Raw genomic sequence first — 18,233 nt, 5'->3', positions numbered from 1 at the left:
GTGGGGGGGAGGGGGCGGGGCCGGCGGGGAGGGGGGCGGGGCGGGGCAGGCCGCCCATCGCGACGATACGGTCGTCGAGTTCGCCGACGAGGAACTCGCCGTCGTTGCGGAGATAGATGTCCTCCATGCGGAAGAAGTCGTGGTCGTAGTAGACGCCGTCGCCGGGGCGCAGGCCGACCTGGGCGAGGCCCTCGCGGTGCAGGGCGAGGACGGTGCCGTGGTCGGCGGCGTGGTAGCGGCGGATCCGGAGGGCGCCGAAGCTCCATACGGGGGGCTCGTCCTCAAGGCGGACGAGGTGGCCTTGCGAGAAGGTGCTGCCCATGCGAGGTCAGACCTGCTCGGCCGGGGGGACGGCGGGGCTCTTGATCGAGGGGCCGGCGAGCGCCTCGTAGAAGTCCTTCAGGGACGCTATCTCGCCGTACTTGGTCGACACGGCCGCGCCGATCTGGCGGGCGCGGTGCACCAGGATGTCCGAGCGGTGGTCGGACGGGAGGTCGTGGATGGCCTCCCGTCCGGCGGTGAGCGCGGCGTCGGGGTGGCCCGCGTGGAGTTTGCACATCGCGCGGTCGAGGCGCACCAGGGTCAGGTCGACGCGGTCGGTGGGCGAGTAGAGGGTGAGGGCGTGGCTGAGCACCTCGTCGCCGTGCTTGTGGTCGCCGAGGTTGGTGAAGGTGTCGCCCTCGTAGAAGGCCATCTGCCGGTCGGTGAACCCGAACACGAGGTCGGACGTGTCGGTCTTGGAAAGCTGGTCGAACACCGAGCGTCCGCGCACCAGGGCGCGGCGGGCGCTGGGGGCGGCGTCGCCGCGGCCGCGCATGGCGAGCATGCCGAGGGCGCGGGCCTCCACGGCGGGGGCCATCGCGGCGGCGACTCCCGGCGTCCGGCCGGCGAGGTCCTGGGCCTTGCGGGCCAGGTGCAGGGCCTCGCGCGGGTCGCCGTAGTACATCGGCACCAGGGACTCGCGGACGGTCACCCAGGCGCGCAGCTGCCGGTCGCCGGTCTCGTCGGCGGCGGTGCGCGCGGTGCGGAAGAACGAGCGGGCCAGCCGGTGGTCGCCCAGGTTGATCATGATCAGCCCGGACAGCCCGGACAGCTGCGCGGCGATCCGGCACAGCCGTTCCTGCAGTTCGACCGGCTGCCGCTTGTCGCACATGCGGCGCACCTCGCTGAAGTCCAGCAGGACGTCGCAGAGCATGCGGAGGGACGGGGTCGCCTGGTACTGCTGGCCGTAGCCGTAGGTCGTCTCCTCCCACTGGTCGAGCATGGTCGGCGAGACGGTCGCGCCTACGAGGGTGTCGTCCATCTTGCGGCGCAGGTTGTCGACGGCACCAAGGAACTGACCGTCGAGCGCCACGCCCGCTCCGGCCAGAAGCTGCAGAAGGGTCCTACGAAGCACGATGTCCTCCTCTCCCACATCAATGGTCAGGGGGCCTTCGGCGCGGTCGGGGCCCCGTAAGTCGGTCACGGTTACCCAGGGACGGTCTTCGGCCCTGGGGACGATCGCCCCGACGAGTGCGTCGGGGCCGGGTGCCGCGCGCCGCTCCGGAGCGCGCGGCTGGGGGACGCCCGGGGCGCCCGTGCGGGCCGCGTGGCCGCGGCCGCAGATGCAGGGACTCTGGTAGTCGAGCGCGTCGGGCTCGACCCGGTACACGGCGCAGATGTAGTGCAGGTACTCGGGACCGGGCCGCTTGTACCCGCTCTCGTACGCCGACAGCAGCGTCTCCCCGAGCCGGGGGGCCGGCTTGCCGTCGACCTCGTAGAGTGCCCTGACCTGCGCGACGATGTCGGACAGCGCGACGCCGTGGGCAAGGCGGTGCGCCTTGATCCGGCTCGTGCCGAACAGCGGCCCGCACTGCTCGTGGATCTCCTGCGCGATCTGCACCGGGCCCTGTCCCCGGGCCAGGGCGTGCGCGCGGATCCGGCGAGCCACGTCCGTCTCTTTGCGGGGGGGATCCGACATCGACTCCGGCCTCCTCACCGTCGGGCCGGGACGCCGTTCCCCAGGGGGAGGGCGATCGTCCCCGCCACGGCGACCGGTCACTAGATGGCCACGACAGATAATCTCTCGCGCACGCAGCGTAACCCCCGTCACAGGGCCCGCCAAGCGGTTTCGGAGAAGAGGGGGTGCCCGGGGGGGCACCTCGTCCCCCGTGGGTAGAGATTCTTCCTCCGGGGGAGGAGACACTTCCTCTGAGGTGGGGTAATCCGGTACTTCGCCGGACGGCCGGTCTCTTGACCCGCCAGTGTGAGAGTTGCAATTCTCGCCGCGAGTGACCGAACGGATCCAGAGAGTCGATCTTTCCGCCCGGTCCGGTCCACGTCCGGTGCTCGCCCATGGAGGGGGTGTGAAGGTGGTCAGCGACAGACGCGTCGGCTACCTCGAAGAGCTGGAGCACGAACTCGACACGCAGGGGCTCGTCGCCCGCGTCGTCCGCACCCGCTCGGGGCCCGCCTTCCTGCGGGTCGTGAACCCGGCGGCGGCGAGCCTCGCGGAGGACGTCACCTGCGCGCCGGCTCCCGAGACCAAGGACCACTACTTCTGGTGGTCGTGGGGAGAGCGCATGCACCGCGTGGACGACGTGGGCGGCGCCGCGATGAAACTGGCGCGCGTGCTCCAGCCGCTCCCCTGAGACCGGGCGTGTCCCGCGGGCCGCGGCCGGAACGGCGCGGCAGCCGCCGGCCCGCGGGACACGCTCGCCGGAACAGCCCCTCCCCGGCCTGGCCGCGGCACCTCGCCCGGCGGAGTACGAACCGGTCGTAATCGTCCCCTACGATCAGGCTCGTGCCCGCCGCGGGTCCACGGTGAGGTGCCGAGGCACCACAATGGCCGGGGAGGGTCTGCACCATGTCGTCAGCCGCGTCGTTAGCCGCGTCGTTGGCCGCGTCGTCGCTCGCCGCGGCGGCCGCCGGGAAGCCGCTGCTGCCCTGGGCCGAGAAGGGGACGCCGGAGACGGCCTGCGGCGATCCGTCGCCGACCACCGCGTGCCGGCTGGTCTGGAACGTCTCGCACAACACCGGCTTCACCAAGTTCTTCGCGACGTGGCTCGACCGGCCGCTCACCACTCTGCTCCTGATCGTCATCACGTTCGTGGTCGCGCTGCTCGTGAAGAACATCGCGCACCGCATGATCACCAAGATCACGCTGCGGATGGCCGAGGGGACGATGTCGGAGCGGGCGCGCGAGCGGGCCCGGACGGTCTTCGAGGGCAGTCCCGCGCTGCTGAACAAGCGGCGGGCGCAGCGCGCGCAGACGCTCGGCTCGGTGCTGCGGTCCATCGCGTCCGTCCTGATCATGGGGACGGCGCTGTTCAGCATCCTCGGCTCGCTCGGCCTCAACCTCGCGCCCGTCCTGGCCAGCGCGAGCGTCATCGGCGTCGCGGTCGGCTTCGGCGCGCAGAACATCGTCAAGGACCTGCTCGCCGGGCTGTTCATGCTGCTGGAGGACCAGTACGGCGTCGGCGACTACATCGACGTCGGCACCGCGAAGGGGACGGTCGAGGCCGTCACGCTGCGGGTGACCCGGATGCGGGACGTCGACGGCGTCGTCTGGTACGTCCCGAACGGCGAGATCAAGAAGGTCGGGAACGAGTCGCAGAACTGGGGCCGCGCCGTCCTGGACATCCCGGTCGACATCCACGAGGACACCGAGAAGGTCAAGGAGATCCTGCAGGCCACCGCCGACGAGATGGCCGCCGAGGCGGCGTGGAAGCACCTCATCCTGGAGGAGCCGTCGGTGTGGGGCGTGCAGGCCCTCGCCGGCGACGCCATCGTGATCCGCGTGGTGCTGAAGACGGCGCCGGGCAAGCAGGGCGACATCGCCCGTGAGCTGCGCGAACGGGTCAAGCGGGCGTTCGACGCGGCGGGCGTGCAGGTGGCCACCCCGCCGGCCTAACCGATCAAGGTGAGGATCGGGACGCATCTCACATATGGTGGGGAGCGCTATGGCTGAACAGGTGACTTTCTACGAGGCGGTCGGCGGCGAGGAGACCTTCCATCGGCTGGTGCACCGCTTCTACCAGGGCGTCGCGGAAGACCCCGACCTTCGCCCCATGTACCCCGAGGAGGACCTCGGCCCCGCCGAGGAGCGGCTGCGGCTGTTCCTGATCCAGTACTGGGGCGGCCCGAACACCTACAGCCGGCGGCGCGGGCATCCGCGGCTGCGGATGCGGCACGTGCCGTTCGTCATCGACGAGGCGCAGCGCGACCGGTGGTTGAAGCACATGCGGGACGCGGTGGAGGAGCTGGAGCTGCCCGAGCCACTGGAGAAGCAGCTCTGGGACTACTTCATGATGGCGGCGCGGAGCCTGGTGAACGCGCCCACGTGACCGGCCCGGCGTAACCGGGTAGATCGGGCTGTATGACGCGAATCCCGTGGTGGCGCAATGCCGTGGTGTACGAGGTCTACGTCCGCAGCTTCGCCGACTTCGACGGGAATGGCGAGGGCGACCTCCAGGGGGTCCGGTCCCGGCTCGGCCATCTGCGCGACCTCGGTGTGGACGCGCTGTGGCTCACGCCCTTCTACACGTCCCCGCTGGCGGACGGCGGCTACGACGTGGCCGACTACCGCGACGTCGATCCACGGTTCGGCACGCTGGACGACTTCGACGCCCTTGTGGCGGACGTCCACGCGCACGGGTTGCGGCTGATCATCGACATCGTCCCGAACCATTCGTCCGACCGGCACCGCTGGTTCCAGGAGGCGCTGGCCGCGCCGCCCGGGTCGTCCGAACGGTCGCGCTACATTTTCCGTCCCGGCAAGCCAGGCGAACGTCCCGGCGAGGAGCGGCCGCCGAACGACTGGCCGTCCGCGTTCGGCGGTCCGGCGTGGACGCGGGTGAACGACGGCGAGTGGTACCTGCATCTGTACGCGCGCGAGCAGCCGGACTTCAACTGGCGCAACCCCGAGGTGCGGGACGAGTTCGAGGAGATCCTGCGATTCTGGCTCGACCGCGGTGTGGACGGTTTCCGCATCGACGTGGCCGCGGGCCTCTTCAAGGACGATTCCTTCCGCGACCTGGGCCCGAACGACCGCCGCGTCCTGAACGGCCCGATCTACAGCCGTCCCGAAGTCCACGACGTGTACCGCAGATGGCGGCAGATCCTGGACGAGTACGACGGCGAGCGCATGGCCATCGGCGAAGTGTGGACGGACGGTCCCGAAGACCTCGCGCTCTACCTTCGCCCAGACGAACTACACCAGGTTTTCCAGTTCGACCTGCAATTGGCTCCGTGGTCGGCGACGGCCTTCCGGGACGTCATCGTCGCCGCGTTGAAGGCCGTCGCACCTACCGGTGCCGCACCCACGTGGGTGCTGTCCAGTCACGACTCCGTCCGCCACGTGACTCGGTACGAGCAGCCGGAGGGCCTCCCTGGGATCGAAAGTGCCAGAGCCAGGGCGGCGCTACTGCTTCTCTTGGCGCTCCCGGGGTCGGCCTACCTGTATCAAGGTGAAGAACTCGGCCTGCCCGAAGTGACCGATCTTCCGGACGAGGCCCGGCAAGACCCCATCTTCGAGCGCACGAACGGGGAACTCGCCGGTCGTGACGGGTGCCGCGTGCCGCTGCCATGGTCCGGCCAGGCCGAGCCTTATGGTTTCTCTCCTGACGGCGTCCGGCCGTGGCTGCCGATGCCGGAACGGTGGGCGTCCATGACCGCCGAAGCGCAGGCGTCCGAGCCGTCCTCCATGCTGGCCTGGTACCGCGACGCGCTGGCGCTGCGCCGCCGCCTGGCCGACGGCCTCCCGGAAGACCTGGAGTGGCTCGACTCCCCGGACACGGCCGTCTTCTTCCGCCGCGGCCCGCTCACGTGCGCGCTCAACTGCGGCGAGAACCCGGTGCGCCTCCCGCCGGGCACCCCGCTCCTGACCAGCGCCCCGCTCTACGGCGACCTGCTCCCCGGCAACACCGCCGCCTGGCTCGAAACGGGCTGAGACAGCGGCGCGGTGCGCCGGGACGTGCCAGGGGTCAGGGCACGAACCGGCACACCGCGGGCATTCGCTTGCGCGGCTCCCGCTACAGCGGCGGGCGCTGGAGCTGGAGCGGGTCGTCGGCGCGCGGCGCCGACTTGAACGTCTGGACGCCGGCGTCGACGCCGGCCCAGCGCTTGACGTCCGCGATCGCCTTGGCCTGCTCGTCGGCGGGCAGCTTGGCGATGATGCGGCCGCTGTGGTTCATGCCGGGCGCGACGTAGACGGCGGAGTCGCGGGCCCCGTGGCCGAGGCGGAACGGCTCGGCGCCCCACGGGTCATTGGCCCCGTACAGGAACAGCATGTGGTTGGAGTGGTGCCGCACCCAGCGGTCGATGTCGCGCATGGCGCGGCCGTGGTCGAACCGCATCCGGATGTCACGCGGGACGTAGGTGCGCGGCTGGTAGCTGCTCTCGTACCGCAGCAGCGGCCGCAGGTGCTTGAACTCCGGCGACGGCCAGCCGAGCTGCGTGCCCGCCTGGTAGTAGTACGGGATGTACGGCGCGAGACCCTGGTCGCTGTAGAACGACAGCCCGGAGATGGTGTCGAGCGTCTTGTAGAGCTCGTCGTCGGAGGCGTCCACCGACGGAAGGGACGGGCAGTCGGACTGCAGGCTGTACTGCCAGAACGCCCACTCGTAGTCCATCACCGAGTTCTCGAACGCGCGGTCCATGGTGCGCAGGATGTTGAACGTCAGGCCCTGCTCGTCGGCGGCGGCCTTGAAACGCTTGAGCATCGCGGGACGGCGCTTGAGGAACTCGCGCGCGAGCCCCTTGACGTGGGCGCGGCATTCGGGGTCGTCTCCGACCGTCTTGAAGAACTTGTCGTAGGCGTGGTCGTCGTTGTTGTTGACGTCGTTGGGCGCGACGTACACGACGCTGCCGTCGACGTCGTTCGGGTAGAAGCGCTTGTGGTAGACGGCCGTCATGCCGCCCTTGCTCGCACCCGTCGAAATCCACTTGCCCTTGTAGATGGTCTTCAGCGCACGGATGAGCCGGTGCTCGTCGGTGGCGGCCTGCCAGATCGTGTCCTTCCGCCAGTCGGTCGGCTCAGGACGGGACGGGGTGAAGTAGCGGTACTCGACCGAGATCTGGTTGCCGTCGACCAGGGCCGTCGGCTCGGACGTGAACATCACTTCCGGCGTGTTGTAGCCGCTGGTGTACAGGACCATGGGCTTGTCCGCCGACTTGTGCTGCAGCATGATGCGCTGCTCGAACCACTGCCCCCAGGGCCTGCGGTGGTCGACGGGCTGCCGGTACTCCAGCCAGAACCAGCGGTAGCCGGGAATGGTCGAGGTCTTCTCTGTCACCTGCATGCCGGGAATGGCCTTGAGCTGGGCGAGGATGTCGCCCGCCTGGGCCGCGCCGGCCTGGGTCGCACCCGCCTGCGCCGTGATCGCCGCCTGCGCCGCCGTGGCGCCCGCCCCGGTCATTCCGGCGGCGAGCAGCAGTGCCATCGCTCCTCGTGAGACGCGCCGCATTGTGCCCCTTTCACGTGGGTTCTCCACATTCGCGTCGCGACACTAGAGGGAGAAGAGGGCCGAAAACGGATTGCTGTATCGCTTGTTACCTATCCGTGACAGCTCAGTTGTCACCGGGTCGGCCCGGACACAACACCGTTCACGCGGGCGGGTTCAGCGCCACTCCGTCGTCCCACGGGGCCAGGCATTCGAAAAGGCGCTCGTCATGCCAGCGTCCGTCCAGGTGAATGTGCCGACGAGCCGTCCCGACGGCCGTGAAACCGTTGTTCCGCAGGACGCGCTGGGACGCATGGTTGTCCACCCGCGTGAACGCCTCGACGCGGTGCAGACGGAGCGCGCCGAACGCGATGTCCAGGGCCTGCCTCAACGCCTCTGTGGCGACACCATGGCCAGCGTGCGCGCGCGCCACCCAGTAGCCGACGAAGCAACTCTGCAGGGGGCCGCGTAGGACGTTGTTGAGCGTGATACGTCCGGCGACCTCACCGTCGACCAGGATGACGCCCGGCCACATCTCCTCCACCGCATACGCCTCGATGAGGTCGTGCAGGTTGTCGCGCTGGCCGTCGACCGTGAAGTACGACGCGTCCCGTTCTGGTTCCCAGGGACGCAGATACTCGCGGTTCTCCCGGACCAGCGCGGCGAGCGCCTCCGCGTCCGCCATCTGGACGACGCGGAGCCGCACCCCCGGCAGGCGCCGGTCCAGCGCGGGCGGCGGCCCGGCCAGCGCCGTCATGGCACCCGCACGTAGCGTCCGATGAACTCGCGCTCCTCCGGCGTCCAGCGCCGCAGCCGGTTCGACTCCACGTCGAACGCGACGAGCGTCGAGGTCGCCTCCGCGTACACGTTCTCGTCGTCCCGCACCTCGTAGGCGAGCTTGAGCGAGGCGGCGCGGGCCTCGGTCACCCACGTCTCCACCCGGATCGGGTAGACGGTCGGCAGCAGCGGCAGCCGGTAGTCGATCTCGTGCCGCGAGATCACCATGCCGCGGACGGGCTGCTCGCCCTTGCGCACCGGGTCGCCGTGGAACATCTCCAGCCGCGCGTCCTCCAGGTAGCCGAGGAACTTGACGTTGTTCACGTGGCCCTGGGAGTCGATGTCGCCGAACCGGATGTTGAACTCGTAGACGTGCCGGTACTCGGCCGGAGGCGTCCGCTGCATGTCCTCGCCTGGGGGTATGGGGAACCGGGGTCGGCCCGATGCTACCCGCAGGCGGTTCAGTCGCGGACGAGGCAGGGGCGCTTGCGGTCGAACGTCCAGCCGGGGACGAGGTACTGCATCGCCGCCCCGTCGTCGCGGTCGCCCAGGCCGTGCCGGACGTAGAGCTGGTACGCCTCCTCCAGTCGCTCCTCATCGATCTCGACGCCGAGGCCGGGTTCGTCCGGCAGGCCGATCTCGCCGTCCACGATCTGGAGGGGGTCCTTGGTGAGGCGCTGGCCGTCCTGCCAGATCCAGTGCGTGTCGATCGCGGTGATCTCCCCGGGGGCCGCGGCGGCGACGTGGGTGAACATGGCCAGCGACACGTCGAAGTGGTTGTTGGAGTGCGAACCCCAGGTCAGGCCCCATGCCTCGCACAGTTGCGCCACGCGGACCGAGCCGCGCATCGTCCAGAAATGGGGGTCGGCAAGCGGAATGTCCACCGCGTCCAGCCGGATCGCGTGGCCCAGCTCGCGCCAGTCGATCGCGATCATGTTGGTGGCGGTGCGGAGGCCGGTCGCGCGGCGGAACTCCGCCATCGTCTCGCGTCCGGAATAGCCCAGTTCGGCGCCGCACGGGTCTTCCGCGTAGGCGAGGACGTCCTTGAGCGCGGTGCCGATCCGGATCGCCTCGTCCAGCGACCACGCGCCGTTGGGGTCGAGGTTGATGCGGGCGTCGGGGAACCGCTCGGCCAGGGCGCGGACGGCCTCGGCCTCCTCGTCGCCCCTGAGCACGCCGCCCTTGAGCTTGAAGTCGGCGAACCCGTACCGCTCCTGCGCGGCCTCCGCCTGCCGGACGATCGCGTCCGGCGTCATCGCCTCTTCGCGCCGCACCCGGAGCCAGCCGTCCTCGTCCTCCGGCGGCGCTTCGTACGGAAGATCGGTCTTGTTCCGGTCGCCGATGTAGAAGAGGTAGCCGAGCATCGGAATCGCGTCCCGCTGGACGCCGTCGCCGAGCAGGGCCGCGACCGGCACGCCGAGGAACCGGCCCATCAGGTCGAGCAGCGCCGACTCGATCGCGGTCAGCGCGTGGACGGTGATCCGCGTGTCGTGCGTGAGCGGGCCGCGTCCGCCGGCGTCCAGGTGGCCGAAAGTGGCCCGGACGGAGTTGAGGATCGCGTCCGACCGTCCGATGGGCTTACCGACGATCAGCTCGCGCGCGTCCTCCAGCGTCTTGCGGATGCCCTCGCCGCCCGGCACCTCGCCGACGCCCGTGCTGCCGGACGAGTCGGTCAGCAGCAGCAGGTTCCGCGTGAAGAACGGCCCGTGCGCGCCGCCCAGGTTGAGCAGCATGCTGTCGTGGCCGGCGACGGGCACGACCCGCATCTCGGTGACGACGGGTGTGCTCATCGGGGGACCCCCTGGTAGGCGATCGGCCGCCGGAACCGCTCGATGGCCAGGCTTCCCACGGACGTCGTGCGCGCGTCGGACGTCGCCGGGAACGGCCCGCCGTGCACCATCGCGTGCCCGACGCGCACTCCGGTCGGCCAGCCGTCCCACACGATCCGGCCGACGAGGCGCTCCAGGACGGGCAGCAGCCGCTCCGCGTCGTCGCCCTTGCCGTGGATCGTCGCGGTCAGCTGGCCCTCCAGGCCGCGCGCCGCCTCGACGACCTGGCCGAGGTCGTCGCAGCGGACGACCAGCGAGCAGGCGCCGAAGATCTCTTCCTGCAGGTCGGGACCGAAGTTCGCGGCGTCCACGACCACGAGCGCGGCCCGGCAGCCGACCGCCGCGTCCGGTTCCTGCCCGCGTGCGACGATCTCCACGTCGGGATGGTTCTCAAGCCGTTCGACGCCTTCTGCATAGGCTTTCGCGATGCCCGGGGTGAGCATCGGCGCGCCCGGATTGGCCTCGATCGCCTTGGTCGCCTCGTCCAGGAACGCATCGAGATGCGTGCCTCCGACCGCGAAGACGAGTCCGGGATTGGTGCAGAACTGCCCGGCGCCGAGCGTCACCGACCCGACGAATCCCTCCGCCAGCTCGCCGGCGCGCTCGGCCAGCGCGTCCGGGAGCAGGAACACCGGGTTGACGCTGCTCATCTCCGCATAGACCGGGATCGGACGCGGCCGGTTCGCCGCCGCCTGCGCGATCGCCAGCCCCGCCCGCCGGGAGCCCGTGAACCCGACCGCCTGCACGCGCGGATCGGTGACGAGCGCGATGCCGAGCGTCGGACCGTCCCCGTAGAGCATGGAGAACACGCCTTCGGGCAGGCCCGCCTCTCGGACGGCCTCGGACACCGCCTGCCCGACCAGTTCGCACACCCCTGGGTGGGCGTCATGGGCCTTCACGACAACGGGGCAGCCCGCCGCCAGCGCCGACGCGGTGTCCCCGCCCGCCACGGAGAACGCGAACGGGAAGTTGCTGGCGCCGAACACCGCGACCGGGCCGAGCGCGACCCGCCCCTGCCGGATCTCGGGCCCGCCCTCGTTCGCCGGATCCACACTGAGGACCCGGCCGGCGCCGTCCGGCAGGCCGGTCGTCAGCGAGCCCGTCGCGTCCTCGGCGCGGAGGTCTTCGGCGAACATCCGGAGCTGCCCGGTCGTGCGCCCGACCTCACCGGTCAGCCGCGCTTCGGGAAGACCGGTCTCGGACATGGCGCGCTGGACGAGGTCACCCTTCAGCGCGTCGAGCTTGCCGGCGATCGCGTCGAGGAACGCGGCGCGCTGCTCGGCGCTCGTCGCGCGGTAGACGTCGAACGCCTCGTCCGCCAGGACACAGGCGCGTTCCACATCGCCCGCATCGCCGTAGCGGTACTCGGGTTCGAGGTTGTCACCGGTGCGGGGATCGACGGCGGTGATCGCCCTCCCCGTGCCGGCGACACGGTCGAAGCCGATCACCATGCGTCCGGTGAGCTGCACCAAGGTCCGTCCTCCGTCCGTCAGGGGGTTCAGAGCGGACGATAGGAGACGGGATCGATACCTGTCCAACACGAAAAACGCATTGTTCGATGCGCGGACGGCATCAATCGTACGGGTCGGTCACTCCCCCGGACGGCACCGCGGCCGAGGCGCTCTTCAGCAGCGCGACGAACTCCGCCAGACACGTGATGCATCGCGCGGCGTGCCGGCTCAGCTCCCGGATCCGCTCCTCACTGAGCACCCCGTTCACGTCCGCGAGGTCGCGGATCCGGCTGCACGTGACACGTTCTGGCGGAGCCTGCGGCCGGCACGAGAAACCGGCCAGCATCTCGTCGATCCGGTCGGCGGCCTCGGGATAGCCCGCCGCATACGCCTCCGCGTACGCCCGCGCCGCCTCCGTGACCAGATGCAGCTCCGCGCGGCCCTGGGACCCGGCGAGCCGGTCGAGCGTCCGCCCGAGCCGGAGCGCGGCGTCCGCGTGGTCGTTGCCGGCCGCGACCCGGTACCAGCGGGCGGCCTCGCCGAGGTCCCCGTCCGCCTCATGGCGGCACGCGAGCTCGTAGGCGGCCCGGTCTAGCCCGAGCGACTCGACGAACGACGCATGCCGGGCCCGCGCGATGTCATCGCGCTGCCGCCGCCGGAACTCGTCCTCCACCTCGGCGAGGCCGACGGCGAACTCCCCCTCGGCCATACCGGCGATGGCCGACGCCTCGGCCGCCAGGACACCGTCCACGTCCGCCGCCGCCCACGCACCGCGCGGGCCGGCGTCACGATGCCGATTCACCGCACACCTCGCGAACGGTCCCCACCAGCCTCCGCCGCGCCCGTTCCACATGGATCGCGGCGGCGTCCTCGCTCACATCGAGGATGGACGCGACGTCCGGCACGGGGAACTCCAGCAGGCAGTGAAGCGCCACGGCCTCCCGCTGCCGCCGGGGCAGGCCGCGGACCGCCGCCATCACGTCCGTCCCGCACCCGGCGTCGCGCGCGACCATTTCGTCCAGGGACGTGCACTGCTCGCGCGCCTTCGCCTGCCAGCGCCGCAGCATGGTCGTCGCGACCCGGAACAGCCACACGCCCGGCCGCTCGCACGTGACCAGGTCGTCCCAGCGGCACCGCGCGGCGAGCAGGCTCTCCCGCGCGATGTCCTCGACCCAGCGCCCATCACCGGTCTGCGCCCGCAGATACCCCGTGAGCCGCGGCGTCCAGTGCCGATGGAACGCGGGGAACGACGTCAGCGACTCCCGCTCATCGTCCACCGCGCCTCCCCGGCCTCAGCGATCCGACCACGAAAGCTCCTTGAGGAACACAGGAAACAACTTTCACCCCAGTCTTACGCATATAACTGCTCCGGGAGCTCACATTCCCCAACATCGACCTCAAAGACCCCGATGACCTGCACCCCCACCACTGATCGGCCTCAGCAATGACCGCCAGGTCACCAGTCACCCTCCGCCACCTGCCCTGACGCCCCCCGTAAAGATCACCACAGAATTGGAAAACCACCCCGAACCCGACATTTTCCCAGCACCAGCCCACACTAATTCCCACTCCCATCAGCAATGCCAGTCCGGCAACGCCACCGCCCACGGTTCACCCACCCGAGACCGCCGCCGCACCAGCCGACACCGACACAAGTTCCGAAACGGTGACGAACTTCCACACAACGGCACCAACTCCAAGGCGGCCCCGCTCACCACCGGCCATGAACACGATGTCGCCCGCCGGTCACCTCAGACCAGAGACCCGGAGGTTCGTCAGGGCGTGGAAGGTGGCGGATTCACGCCGGCCGTGGTCGCGCAAGGTCATGCGCGGGAAGCGCGTGAAGATGCGGGGCAGCGCTTCGATCGCCTCCATCCGCGCCAGGGCCGCGCCCAGGCAGTAGTGCATGCCGCCGCCGAACGCCAGGTGCGGCAGAGGCTCGCGGCCCAGGTCGAGCGGGCCGAGGGAGCGGTTCGCCTCCCGGATCCGCACCTGGACGGCCTCCCCCGCGCGGATGCGGTGCCCGGCGATCTCATGGTCGCTGAGCGCGGCGCGGAAGACCTGCTTGATCGGCCCCTCCACGCGCAGCAGCTCCTCGACCGCGCGCCGGGGATCGGCCTGCAGGAGATCACGCTGCGCCGGGTCGCGCAGCAGCGCCAGCACGGAGTTCGCGATGAGGTTCGCGGTCGTCTCGTGACCCGCGGCCAGCAGCAGGACGCAGGTACCGGCGATCTCGTCGAGCGAGAGACCGTCCGGGACGGCGAGCATCGCGCTGATGAAATCGTCCCCCGGCCGGCCGCGCCGTTCGGCCAGCAGCGGGGTCAGGAACAGCATCAGCTCCGTCGCGGCCGTCGCGGCGGCCATCAGGTCGGCGGCGCCGGCATCGGTCTCCAGCATCCGGACCAGCTCAGGGGTGAGCTCCAGGAGCAGCGCCGCGCCCTCGTCCCCCACGTCCAGCAGTTCCGCGATGACGGCCACCGGGATGAGGTAGGCGACGTCGCGCAGCAGGTCGGTCTCGTCGTCGAGCCCCCGCAGCACCGCCTCCACGATGTCCACGACGCGCGGCCGCAGCGACTCGACCGCGCGCGGGGTGAAAGCCGGGCTCAGCAGCCTGCGCATCCGGGTGTGGTCGGGCGGATCCATGAACAGCAGCACGCCCTGCGGGAAGTCGGCCAGCTCCGGCGGCGCGAACGGCAGCCGGCGCGGGTCACTGCTCCAGCCCTCGCCGCGCAGCACCGCCGACGCCTCCGCGAACCCGGAGACCTGCCAGACGCCCTGCTCCTCGTCCCACCGGACCGGCTCGGTACGCGCGCCGGCGCCCGCCGTCTCAGCGCGCATGGAGGCCCCCCTCGGCCCAGAGCGCCACGTTCTCGCCCCAGAACGCCCTTTCGAGCTCCCCGAGCTCGGTGGCGGGCGGCCCGTTGCGGTCCCACTCCCGCCGGATGCCCTCCCACTCCCCCGTCGCGCGCAGCTGGCTGAGGACGGCCGACATCCCGAGCTGGATGCGGCTCAGCGTCGTCATGTCGGGGTCCATCTTCCACCGGCGCAGGAACGCCCCGTGCGGGCCGAGGACCGCGAACTGCTCGCGGGCGTTCTCGGCTTCGGCGGCGGGAGAGAACGTGTAGGGCTGCGGGCCCGTGCAGGAGCGGAACGCCGCGCGCCACCAGGCGAGCACCTGGTCCGCGGGAGGCGGATCGGCCGGGTCCAAACCTCCCCTTGCGTACTGGATGCGCAGCAGCCGCTCCGCGTCCCCGGCCGCCGTCGCCTCCGCCGAGTCCCGCATGTACCGGACCATCCCGGAGCTGAAGTGCTTGACGCAGCCGAAGTCCAGGAACGTCACGGTCCCGTCCTCGTGGAACAGGTAGTTGCCCGGGTGCGGGTCGGCGTGGAACAGGCCGAGGCGGCGGATGCTGCCGAGGTAGAACCGGTACAGCACCTCGCCCCAGCGGTCCTTGAGGTCCTGGCCGGCCTCCAGTGCGTCGCGGTGGCGGATCCCCTCGACGAAGTCCATGGTGAGCACGCGCCGGGTCGTCAGCTCATGGACGACCTCGGGAACGCGGACGAACGGGTGGCCGCGGTAGTGGTCGGCGAACTCCTGCTGGTGGCGGGCCTCGGTCAGGTAGTCGATCTCGTCCCCGATCCGCTCGGACACCTCGCCGGCGATGCTGCGGACGTCCAGCCGCGGCGCGCCGGGCACCAGGCCGTGGCCGATCTGGAAGAACGTCGCCAGCAGTTCCGCGTTGGCGAGGTCGGCCCGGATCGCGCCGTCCACCCCCGGATACTGGACCTTCACCGCGACCCGCCGCCCGTCGCGGGTCACCGCGCGGTGCACCTGCCCGATGGACGCCGCCGCGACCGGCTCCGCCTCGAACTCGGCGAACACCTCCCCGGGCGGCGCGCCCAGCTCGGCCTCGACCTGCGCCGCCGCGGTCTCCGGCGGCATCGGCGGCGCGTCGTCCTGCAGCCTGGCCAGCGCCTGCTGGAAGACGGACTCGTACTGGCCGTCCACGGAGAAGCCGACGAAGGACATCATCTGCCCGGCCTTCATCAGCACGCCCTTGGAGTGGCCGAGCCGCTCCACCCACAGTTCGGCGGCGCGCCGCGCCGCCGCGTCCGGGTCCGGGCCGTCGCCGCGCATCCGCCTGCGCAGCGACGCCACCACCGCTTCTCCCGCCGTCCGCCCGGCGAGACCGACGAGCGGCGCCGTCCGCGCCACCCGGCCGCCCCGGATGCCTCGCTCAGTCATCGCAGACCCCAGAAAGTGGCTTCTGGACGACGTCAACAAGCGACCGCATCATCGACGTGGCGATGGAGCTGTTCGCGCAGCACGGCTACAAGGGGACCAGCGTCGCCCAGATCGAGCGCGGGGCCGGCCTGACGCCGGGCGCCGGCGGCATCTACCACCATTTCCGCAGCAAGGAGGCGATCCTGTCGGCCGGCATCGAACGGCATCTCGGCCGGCTCGCCGCCCTCCGCGACATCCGCCACGTCTTCGCCGGGGTCGGCGACCTGCGCACCCAGCTGACGCTCACCGCCCGCTACGTCCTCACCGAACTCGACAACGAGGCCGAGCTGCTGCGCATCGTCGTCTCCGAGGCCCGCGCCCGTCCCGACCTGGTCGAGGACGCCGTCCAGCAGATCATCAGCGCCACCTACGGCGGCTTCGCCGGCTGGCTGCGCGACAACGCGGGCGTCCCGCCGGAGAAGGCCGACGCCGTCGCGGCCGTCGGCCTCGGGGGCCTGGTCTCCGCCCGCCTGCTGCGCGTCCTGCTCGGCACCGACCCGGTCGGCATCGACGACGAGGCGCTGATCGCCACCTGGGTCGACATGATCCTCAGTCACCTCAGCCCCTGACCGCCCGGCCGGCGCCTCGCCTGAAGGACCGGCCCCCGCGCCGGCACCACGAACAGACCGGCACCGCGTGGACAACGGCCGCCGAGCGGGCCGTGCCCCGGCCAGGGCGAAAAGCCGAACGGCCGCGCGGCACCGGTGAAGGTGTCCGCGCGGCCGTTCGGCGTGGTGCGGTGGGTCAGTCGCGGGTGAGCTTGCGGTGCGTGACGCGGTGGGGGCGGGCGGCGTCGGCGCCCAGGCGCTCGATCTTGTTCTTCTCGTAGTCGGCGAAGTTGCCCTCGAACCAGAACCAGTTCGAGCCCTCCTCCCACGCGAGGATGTGGGTGGCGATGCGGTCCAGGAACCACCGGTCGTGCGAGGTGATCACGGCGCAGCCGGGGAATTCGAGGAGCGCGTTCTCCAGGCTGGACAGGGTCTCGGTGTCCAGGTCGTTGGTCGGCTCGTCCAGCAGCAGGACGTTGCCGCCCAGCTTGAGGGTCAGCGCCAGGTTGAGCCGGTTGCGCTCGCCACCCGACAGGACGCCCGCGGGCTTCTGCTGGTCCGGGCCCTTGAACCCGAACGCGGCGACGTAGGCGCGGGACGGCATCTCGACCTGGCCGACGTTGATGTGGTCCAGGCCGTCCGAGACGACCTGCCACACCGTCTTCTTGGGGTCGATGCCGCCGCGGCCCTGGTCGACGTAGGAGACCTTGACGGTCTCGCCGACCCGCAGCTCGCCCGCGTCCGGCTGCTCCTCGCCGACGATCATGCGGAAGAGGGTGGTCTTGCCGACGCCGTTCGGGCCGATGACGCCGACGATGCCGTTCGGGGGCAGGTTGAACGACAGGTCGTCCATCAGGACGCGGTCGTCGAAGCCCTTCGTGAGCTTGTCCGCGATGATCACCGTGTTGCCCAGGCGGGGGCCCGGCGGGATCTGGATCTCCTCGAAGTCCAGCTTGCGGGTCTTGGCCGCCTCGGCGGCCATCTCCTCATAGCGCTCCAGGCGGGCCTTGCTCTTGGTCTGCCGCGCCTTCGGGTTGGACCGGACCCACTCCAGCTCGTCCTCCAGGCGCTTCTTGCGCTTGGCGTCCTTGTTGCCCTCGACCTTCAGCCGGTCGGCCTTCTTCTCCAGGTAGACGGAGTAGTTGCCCTCGTACGGGTAGCAGCGGCCCCGGTCGAGCTCCAGGATCCAGGTCGCGACGTTGTCGAGGAAGTACCGGTCGTGGGTGACGGCCAGGACGGTGCCCTCGTACTTGGCGAGGAACTGCTCCAGCCACTGGACGCTCTCCGCGTCCAGGTGGTTGGTGGGCTCGTCCAGCAGCAGCAGGTCGGGCGCTTCGAGCAGGAGCTTGCACAGCGCGACGCGCCGGCGCTCACCACCCGACAGCTTCGTGACGTCGGCGTCCGGCGGCGGGCAGCGCAGCGCGTCCATCGCCTGCTCGAGCTGGCTGTCGAGGTCCCACGCGTTGCGGTGGTCGAGCTGCTCCTGGAGCTTGCCCATCTCCTCCATCAGCTCGTCGGAGTAGTCCGTCGCCATCTTCTCGGCGATCTCGTTGAACCGGTCGACCATCGCCTTGGTCTCGGCGACGCCCTCCTGCACGTTCCCGAGGACGGTCTTCTCCTCGTTCAGCGGCGGCTCCTGCTGGAGCATCCCGACGGTGAACCCCGGCATGAGGCGCGCGTCGCCGTTGGACGGCTGTTCCAGACCGGCCATCATCCGCAGCAGCGTCGACTTACCGGTGCCGTTCGGCCCCAGGACGCCGATCTTCGCGCCCGGGAGAAAGGACAGGGTGACGTCGTCCAGGACGACCTTGTCGCCATGTGCCTTGCGCACACGCTGCATCGTGTAGATGTACTCGGCCATATCCTCAAGCCTAGAGGGTCCCGGACACCGCTTCGTCGCCCCCGGCCAAGCCCCCCTCCCC

General features: G+C 70.7%; 15 protein-coding genes and 2 pseudogenes. 5 read left to right on the top strand and 12 right to left on the bottom strand.

The features are described 5' to 3' along the window. Positions 1 to 322 (bottom strand): annotated as a pseudogene (locus HUX53_RS31855) (hypothetical protein); the annotation flags it as partial. Positions 323 to 328: 6 nt separating this feature from the next. Beyond that, positions 329 to 1,960 (bottom strand): XRE family transcriptional regulator, encoded by a 1,632-nt coding sequence (locus tag HUX53_RS31850; RefSeq protein ID WP_255205841.1) that lies wholly within the window; start codon positions 1,958 to 1,960, stop codon positions 329 to 331. Positions 1,961 to 2,345: 385 nt separating this feature from the next. Between HUX53_RS31850 and HUX53_RS31845 the strand changes: the two genes are divergently transcribed. From HUX53_RS31845 to HUX53_RS31830, 4 genes and pseudogenes are all read left to right on the top strand, one after another. Then, positions 2,346 to 2,630, top strand: a complete 285-nt coding sequence (locus HUX53_RS31845; protein ID WP_309237530.1) for a hypothetical protein — start codon at positions 2,346 to 2,348, stop codon at positions 2,628 to 2,630. A 215-nt stretch (positions 2,631 to 2,845) separates the two neighbouring features. Further along, positions 2,846 to 3,892 (top strand): mechanosensitive ion channel family protein, encoded by a 1,047-nt coding sequence (locus HUX53_RS31840; protein WP_176406918.1) that lies wholly within the window; start codon positions 2,846 to 2,848, stop codon positions 3,890 to 3,892. Between the two features lie 61 nt (positions 3,893 to 3,953). Further along, a pseudogene (locus HUX53_RS31835) lies at positions 3,954 to 4,319 on the top strand (globin); the annotation flags it as partial. A gap of 38 nt (positions 4,320 to 4,357) precedes the next feature. Further along, positions 4,358 to 5,929 carry a glycoside hydrolase family 13 protein gene (locus tag HUX53_RS31830; RefSeq protein ID WP_176406916.1) on the top strand — a complete coding sequence of 524 codons (1,572 nt, stop codon included), beginning with the start codon at positions 4,358 to 4,360 and terminating at the stop codon, positions 5,927 to 5,929. A gap of 82 nt (positions 5,930 to 6,011) precedes the next feature. Here HUX53_RS31830 and HUX53_RS31825 read toward each other — a convergent pair whose 3' ends face one another. From HUX53_RS31825 to HUX53_RS31785, 9 genes are all read right to left on the bottom strand, one after another. Continuing rightward, on the bottom strand, positions 6,012 to 7,421 hold the full coding sequence (locus HUX53_RS31825; protein ID WP_255205840.1) for a S28 family serine protease: 1,410 nt from the start codon (positions 7,419 to 7,421) through the stop codon (positions 6,012 to 6,014). Positions 7,422 to 7,584: 163 nt separating this feature from the next. Then, a complete protein-coding gene (locus HUX53_RS31820; protein WP_176406914.1) occupies positions 7,585 to 8,178 on the bottom strand; it encodes a GNAT family N-acetyltransferase in 594 nt (197 codons plus the stop codon). After that, positions 8,175 to 8,603, bottom strand: a complete 429-nt coding sequence (locus tag HUX53_RS31815; RefSeq protein WP_176406913.1) for a thioesterase family protein — start codon at positions 8,601 to 8,603, stop codon at positions 8,175 to 8,177. The genes HUX53_RS31820 and HUX53_RS31815 overlap by 4 nt, the downstream gene beginning before the upstream one ends. Before the next feature lie 56 nt (positions 8,604 to 8,659). After that, positions 8,660 to 9,988, bottom strand: coding sequence for an enolase C-terminal domain-like protein (locus HUX53_RS31810; RefSeq protein WP_176406912.1), 1,329 nt, complete (start codon positions 9,986 to 9,988; stop codon positions 8,660 to 8,662). Next, a complete protein-coding gene (locus HUX53_RS31805) occupies positions 9,985 to 11,496 on the bottom strand; it encodes an aldehyde dehydrogenase (NADP(+)) (RefSeq protein ID WP_309237531.1) in 1,512 nt (503 codons plus the stop codon). Before HUX53_RS31805 ends, HUX53_RS31810 begins: the two co-directional genes overlap by 4 nt. Before the next feature lie 103 nt (positions 11,497 to 11,599). Continuing rightward, the gene (locus HUX53_RS31800) at positions 11,600 to 12,280 is read right to left on the bottom strand and encodes a hypothetical protein (protein WP_176406911.1); all 681 of its coding nucleotides are present in this window, start codon (positions 12,278 to 12,280) and stop codon (positions 11,600 to 11,602) included. Further along, positions 12,264 to 12,755, bottom strand: coding sequence for an RNA polymerase sigma factor (locus tag HUX53_RS42745; protein WP_176406910.1), 492 nt, complete (start codon positions 12,753 to 12,755; stop codon positions 12,264 to 12,266). Before HUX53_RS42745 ends, HUX53_RS31800 begins: the two co-directional genes overlap by 17 nt. A gap of 469 nt (positions 12,756 to 13,224) precedes the next feature. Continuing rightward, positions 13,225 to 14,316, bottom strand: a complete 1,092-nt coding sequence (locus HUX53_RS31790) for a cytochrome P450 (protein WP_176406909.1) — start codon at positions 14,314 to 14,316, stop codon at positions 13,225 to 13,227. After that, a complete protein-coding gene (locus HUX53_RS31785) occupies positions 14,306 to 15,724 on the bottom strand; it encodes an AarF/ABC1/UbiB kinase family protein (protein WP_176406908.1) in 1,419 nt (472 codons plus the stop codon). The genes HUX53_RS31790 and HUX53_RS31785 overlap by 11 nt, the downstream gene beginning before the upstream one ends. A gap of 56 nt (positions 15,725 to 15,780) precedes the next feature. Between HUX53_RS31785 and HUX53_RS31780 the strand changes: the two genes are divergently transcribed. Next, positions 15,781 to 16,332, top strand: coding sequence for a TetR/AcrR family transcriptional regulator (locus HUX53_RS31780; RefSeq protein ID WP_217920151.1), 552 nt, complete (start codon positions 15,781 to 15,783; stop codon positions 16,330 to 16,332). A 175-nt stretch (positions 16,333 to 16,507) separates the two neighbouring features. Here HUX53_RS31780 and ettA read toward each other — a convergent pair whose 3' ends face one another. Beyond that, a complete protein-coding gene (gene ettA / locus HUX53_RS31775; RefSeq protein WP_176406907.1) occupies positions 16,508 to 18,172 on the bottom strand; it encodes an energy-dependent translational throttle protein EttA in 1,665 nt (554 codons plus the stop codon). Positions 18,173 to 18,233 lie beyond the last annotated feature (61 nt).

Origin of the sequence: Actinomadura sp. BRA 177, assembly GCF_013372625.1 — a bacterium.
GTDB lineage: Bacteria > Actinomycetota > Actinomycetes > Streptosporangiales > Streptosporangiaceae > Spirillospora.
Note: the sequence above shows the minus strand (reverse complement) of the source record. Positions and strands in the feature narration are given on the sequence as shown.

Excerpts from the sequence above, each read along its gene's own strand:
- HUX53_RS31810 (WP_176406912.1), bottom strand. The coding sequence starts at position 9,988 with ATGAGCACACCCGTCGTCACCGAGATGCGGGTCGTGCCCGTCGCCGGC.
- HUX53_RS31840 (WP_176406918.1), top strand. The coding sequence starts at position 2,846 with ATGTCGTCAGCCGCGTCGTTAGCCGCGTCGTTGGCCGCGTCGTCGCTC.
- HUX53_RS31820 (WP_176406914.1), bottom strand. The coding sequence starts at position 8,178 with ATGACGGCGCTGGCCGGGCCGCCGCCCGCGCTGGACCGGCGCCTGCCG.
- HUX53_RS31790 (WP_176406909.1), bottom strand. The coding sequence starts at position 14,316 with ATGCGCGCTGAGACGGCGGGCGCCGGCGCGCGTACCGAGCCGGTCCGG.
- ettA (WP_176406907.1), bottom strand. The coding sequence starts at position 18,172 with ATGGCCGAGTACATCTACACGATGCAGCGTGTGCGCAAGGCACATGGC.
- HUX53_RS31815 (WP_176406913.1), bottom strand. The coding sequence starts at position 8,603 with ATGCAGCGGACGCCTCCGGCCGAGTACCGGCACGTCTACGAGTTCAAC.
- HUX53_RS31785 (WP_176406908.1), bottom strand. The coding sequence starts at position 15,724 with ATGACTGAGCGAGGCATCCGGGGCGGCCGGGTGGCGCGGACGGCGCCG.
- HUX53_RS31830 (WP_176406916.1), top strand. The coding sequence starts at position 4,358 with ATGACGCGAATCCCGTGGTGGCGCAATGCCGTGGTGTACGAGGTCTAC.
- HUX53_RS31825 (WP_255205840.1), bottom strand. The coding sequence starts at position 7,421 with ATGGCACTGCTGCTCGCCGCCGGAATGACCGGGGCGGGCGCCACGGCG.
- HUX53_RS31850 (WP_255205841.1), bottom strand. The coding sequence starts at position 1,960 with ATGTCGGATCCCCCCCGCAAAGAGACGGACGTGGCTCGCCGGATCCGC.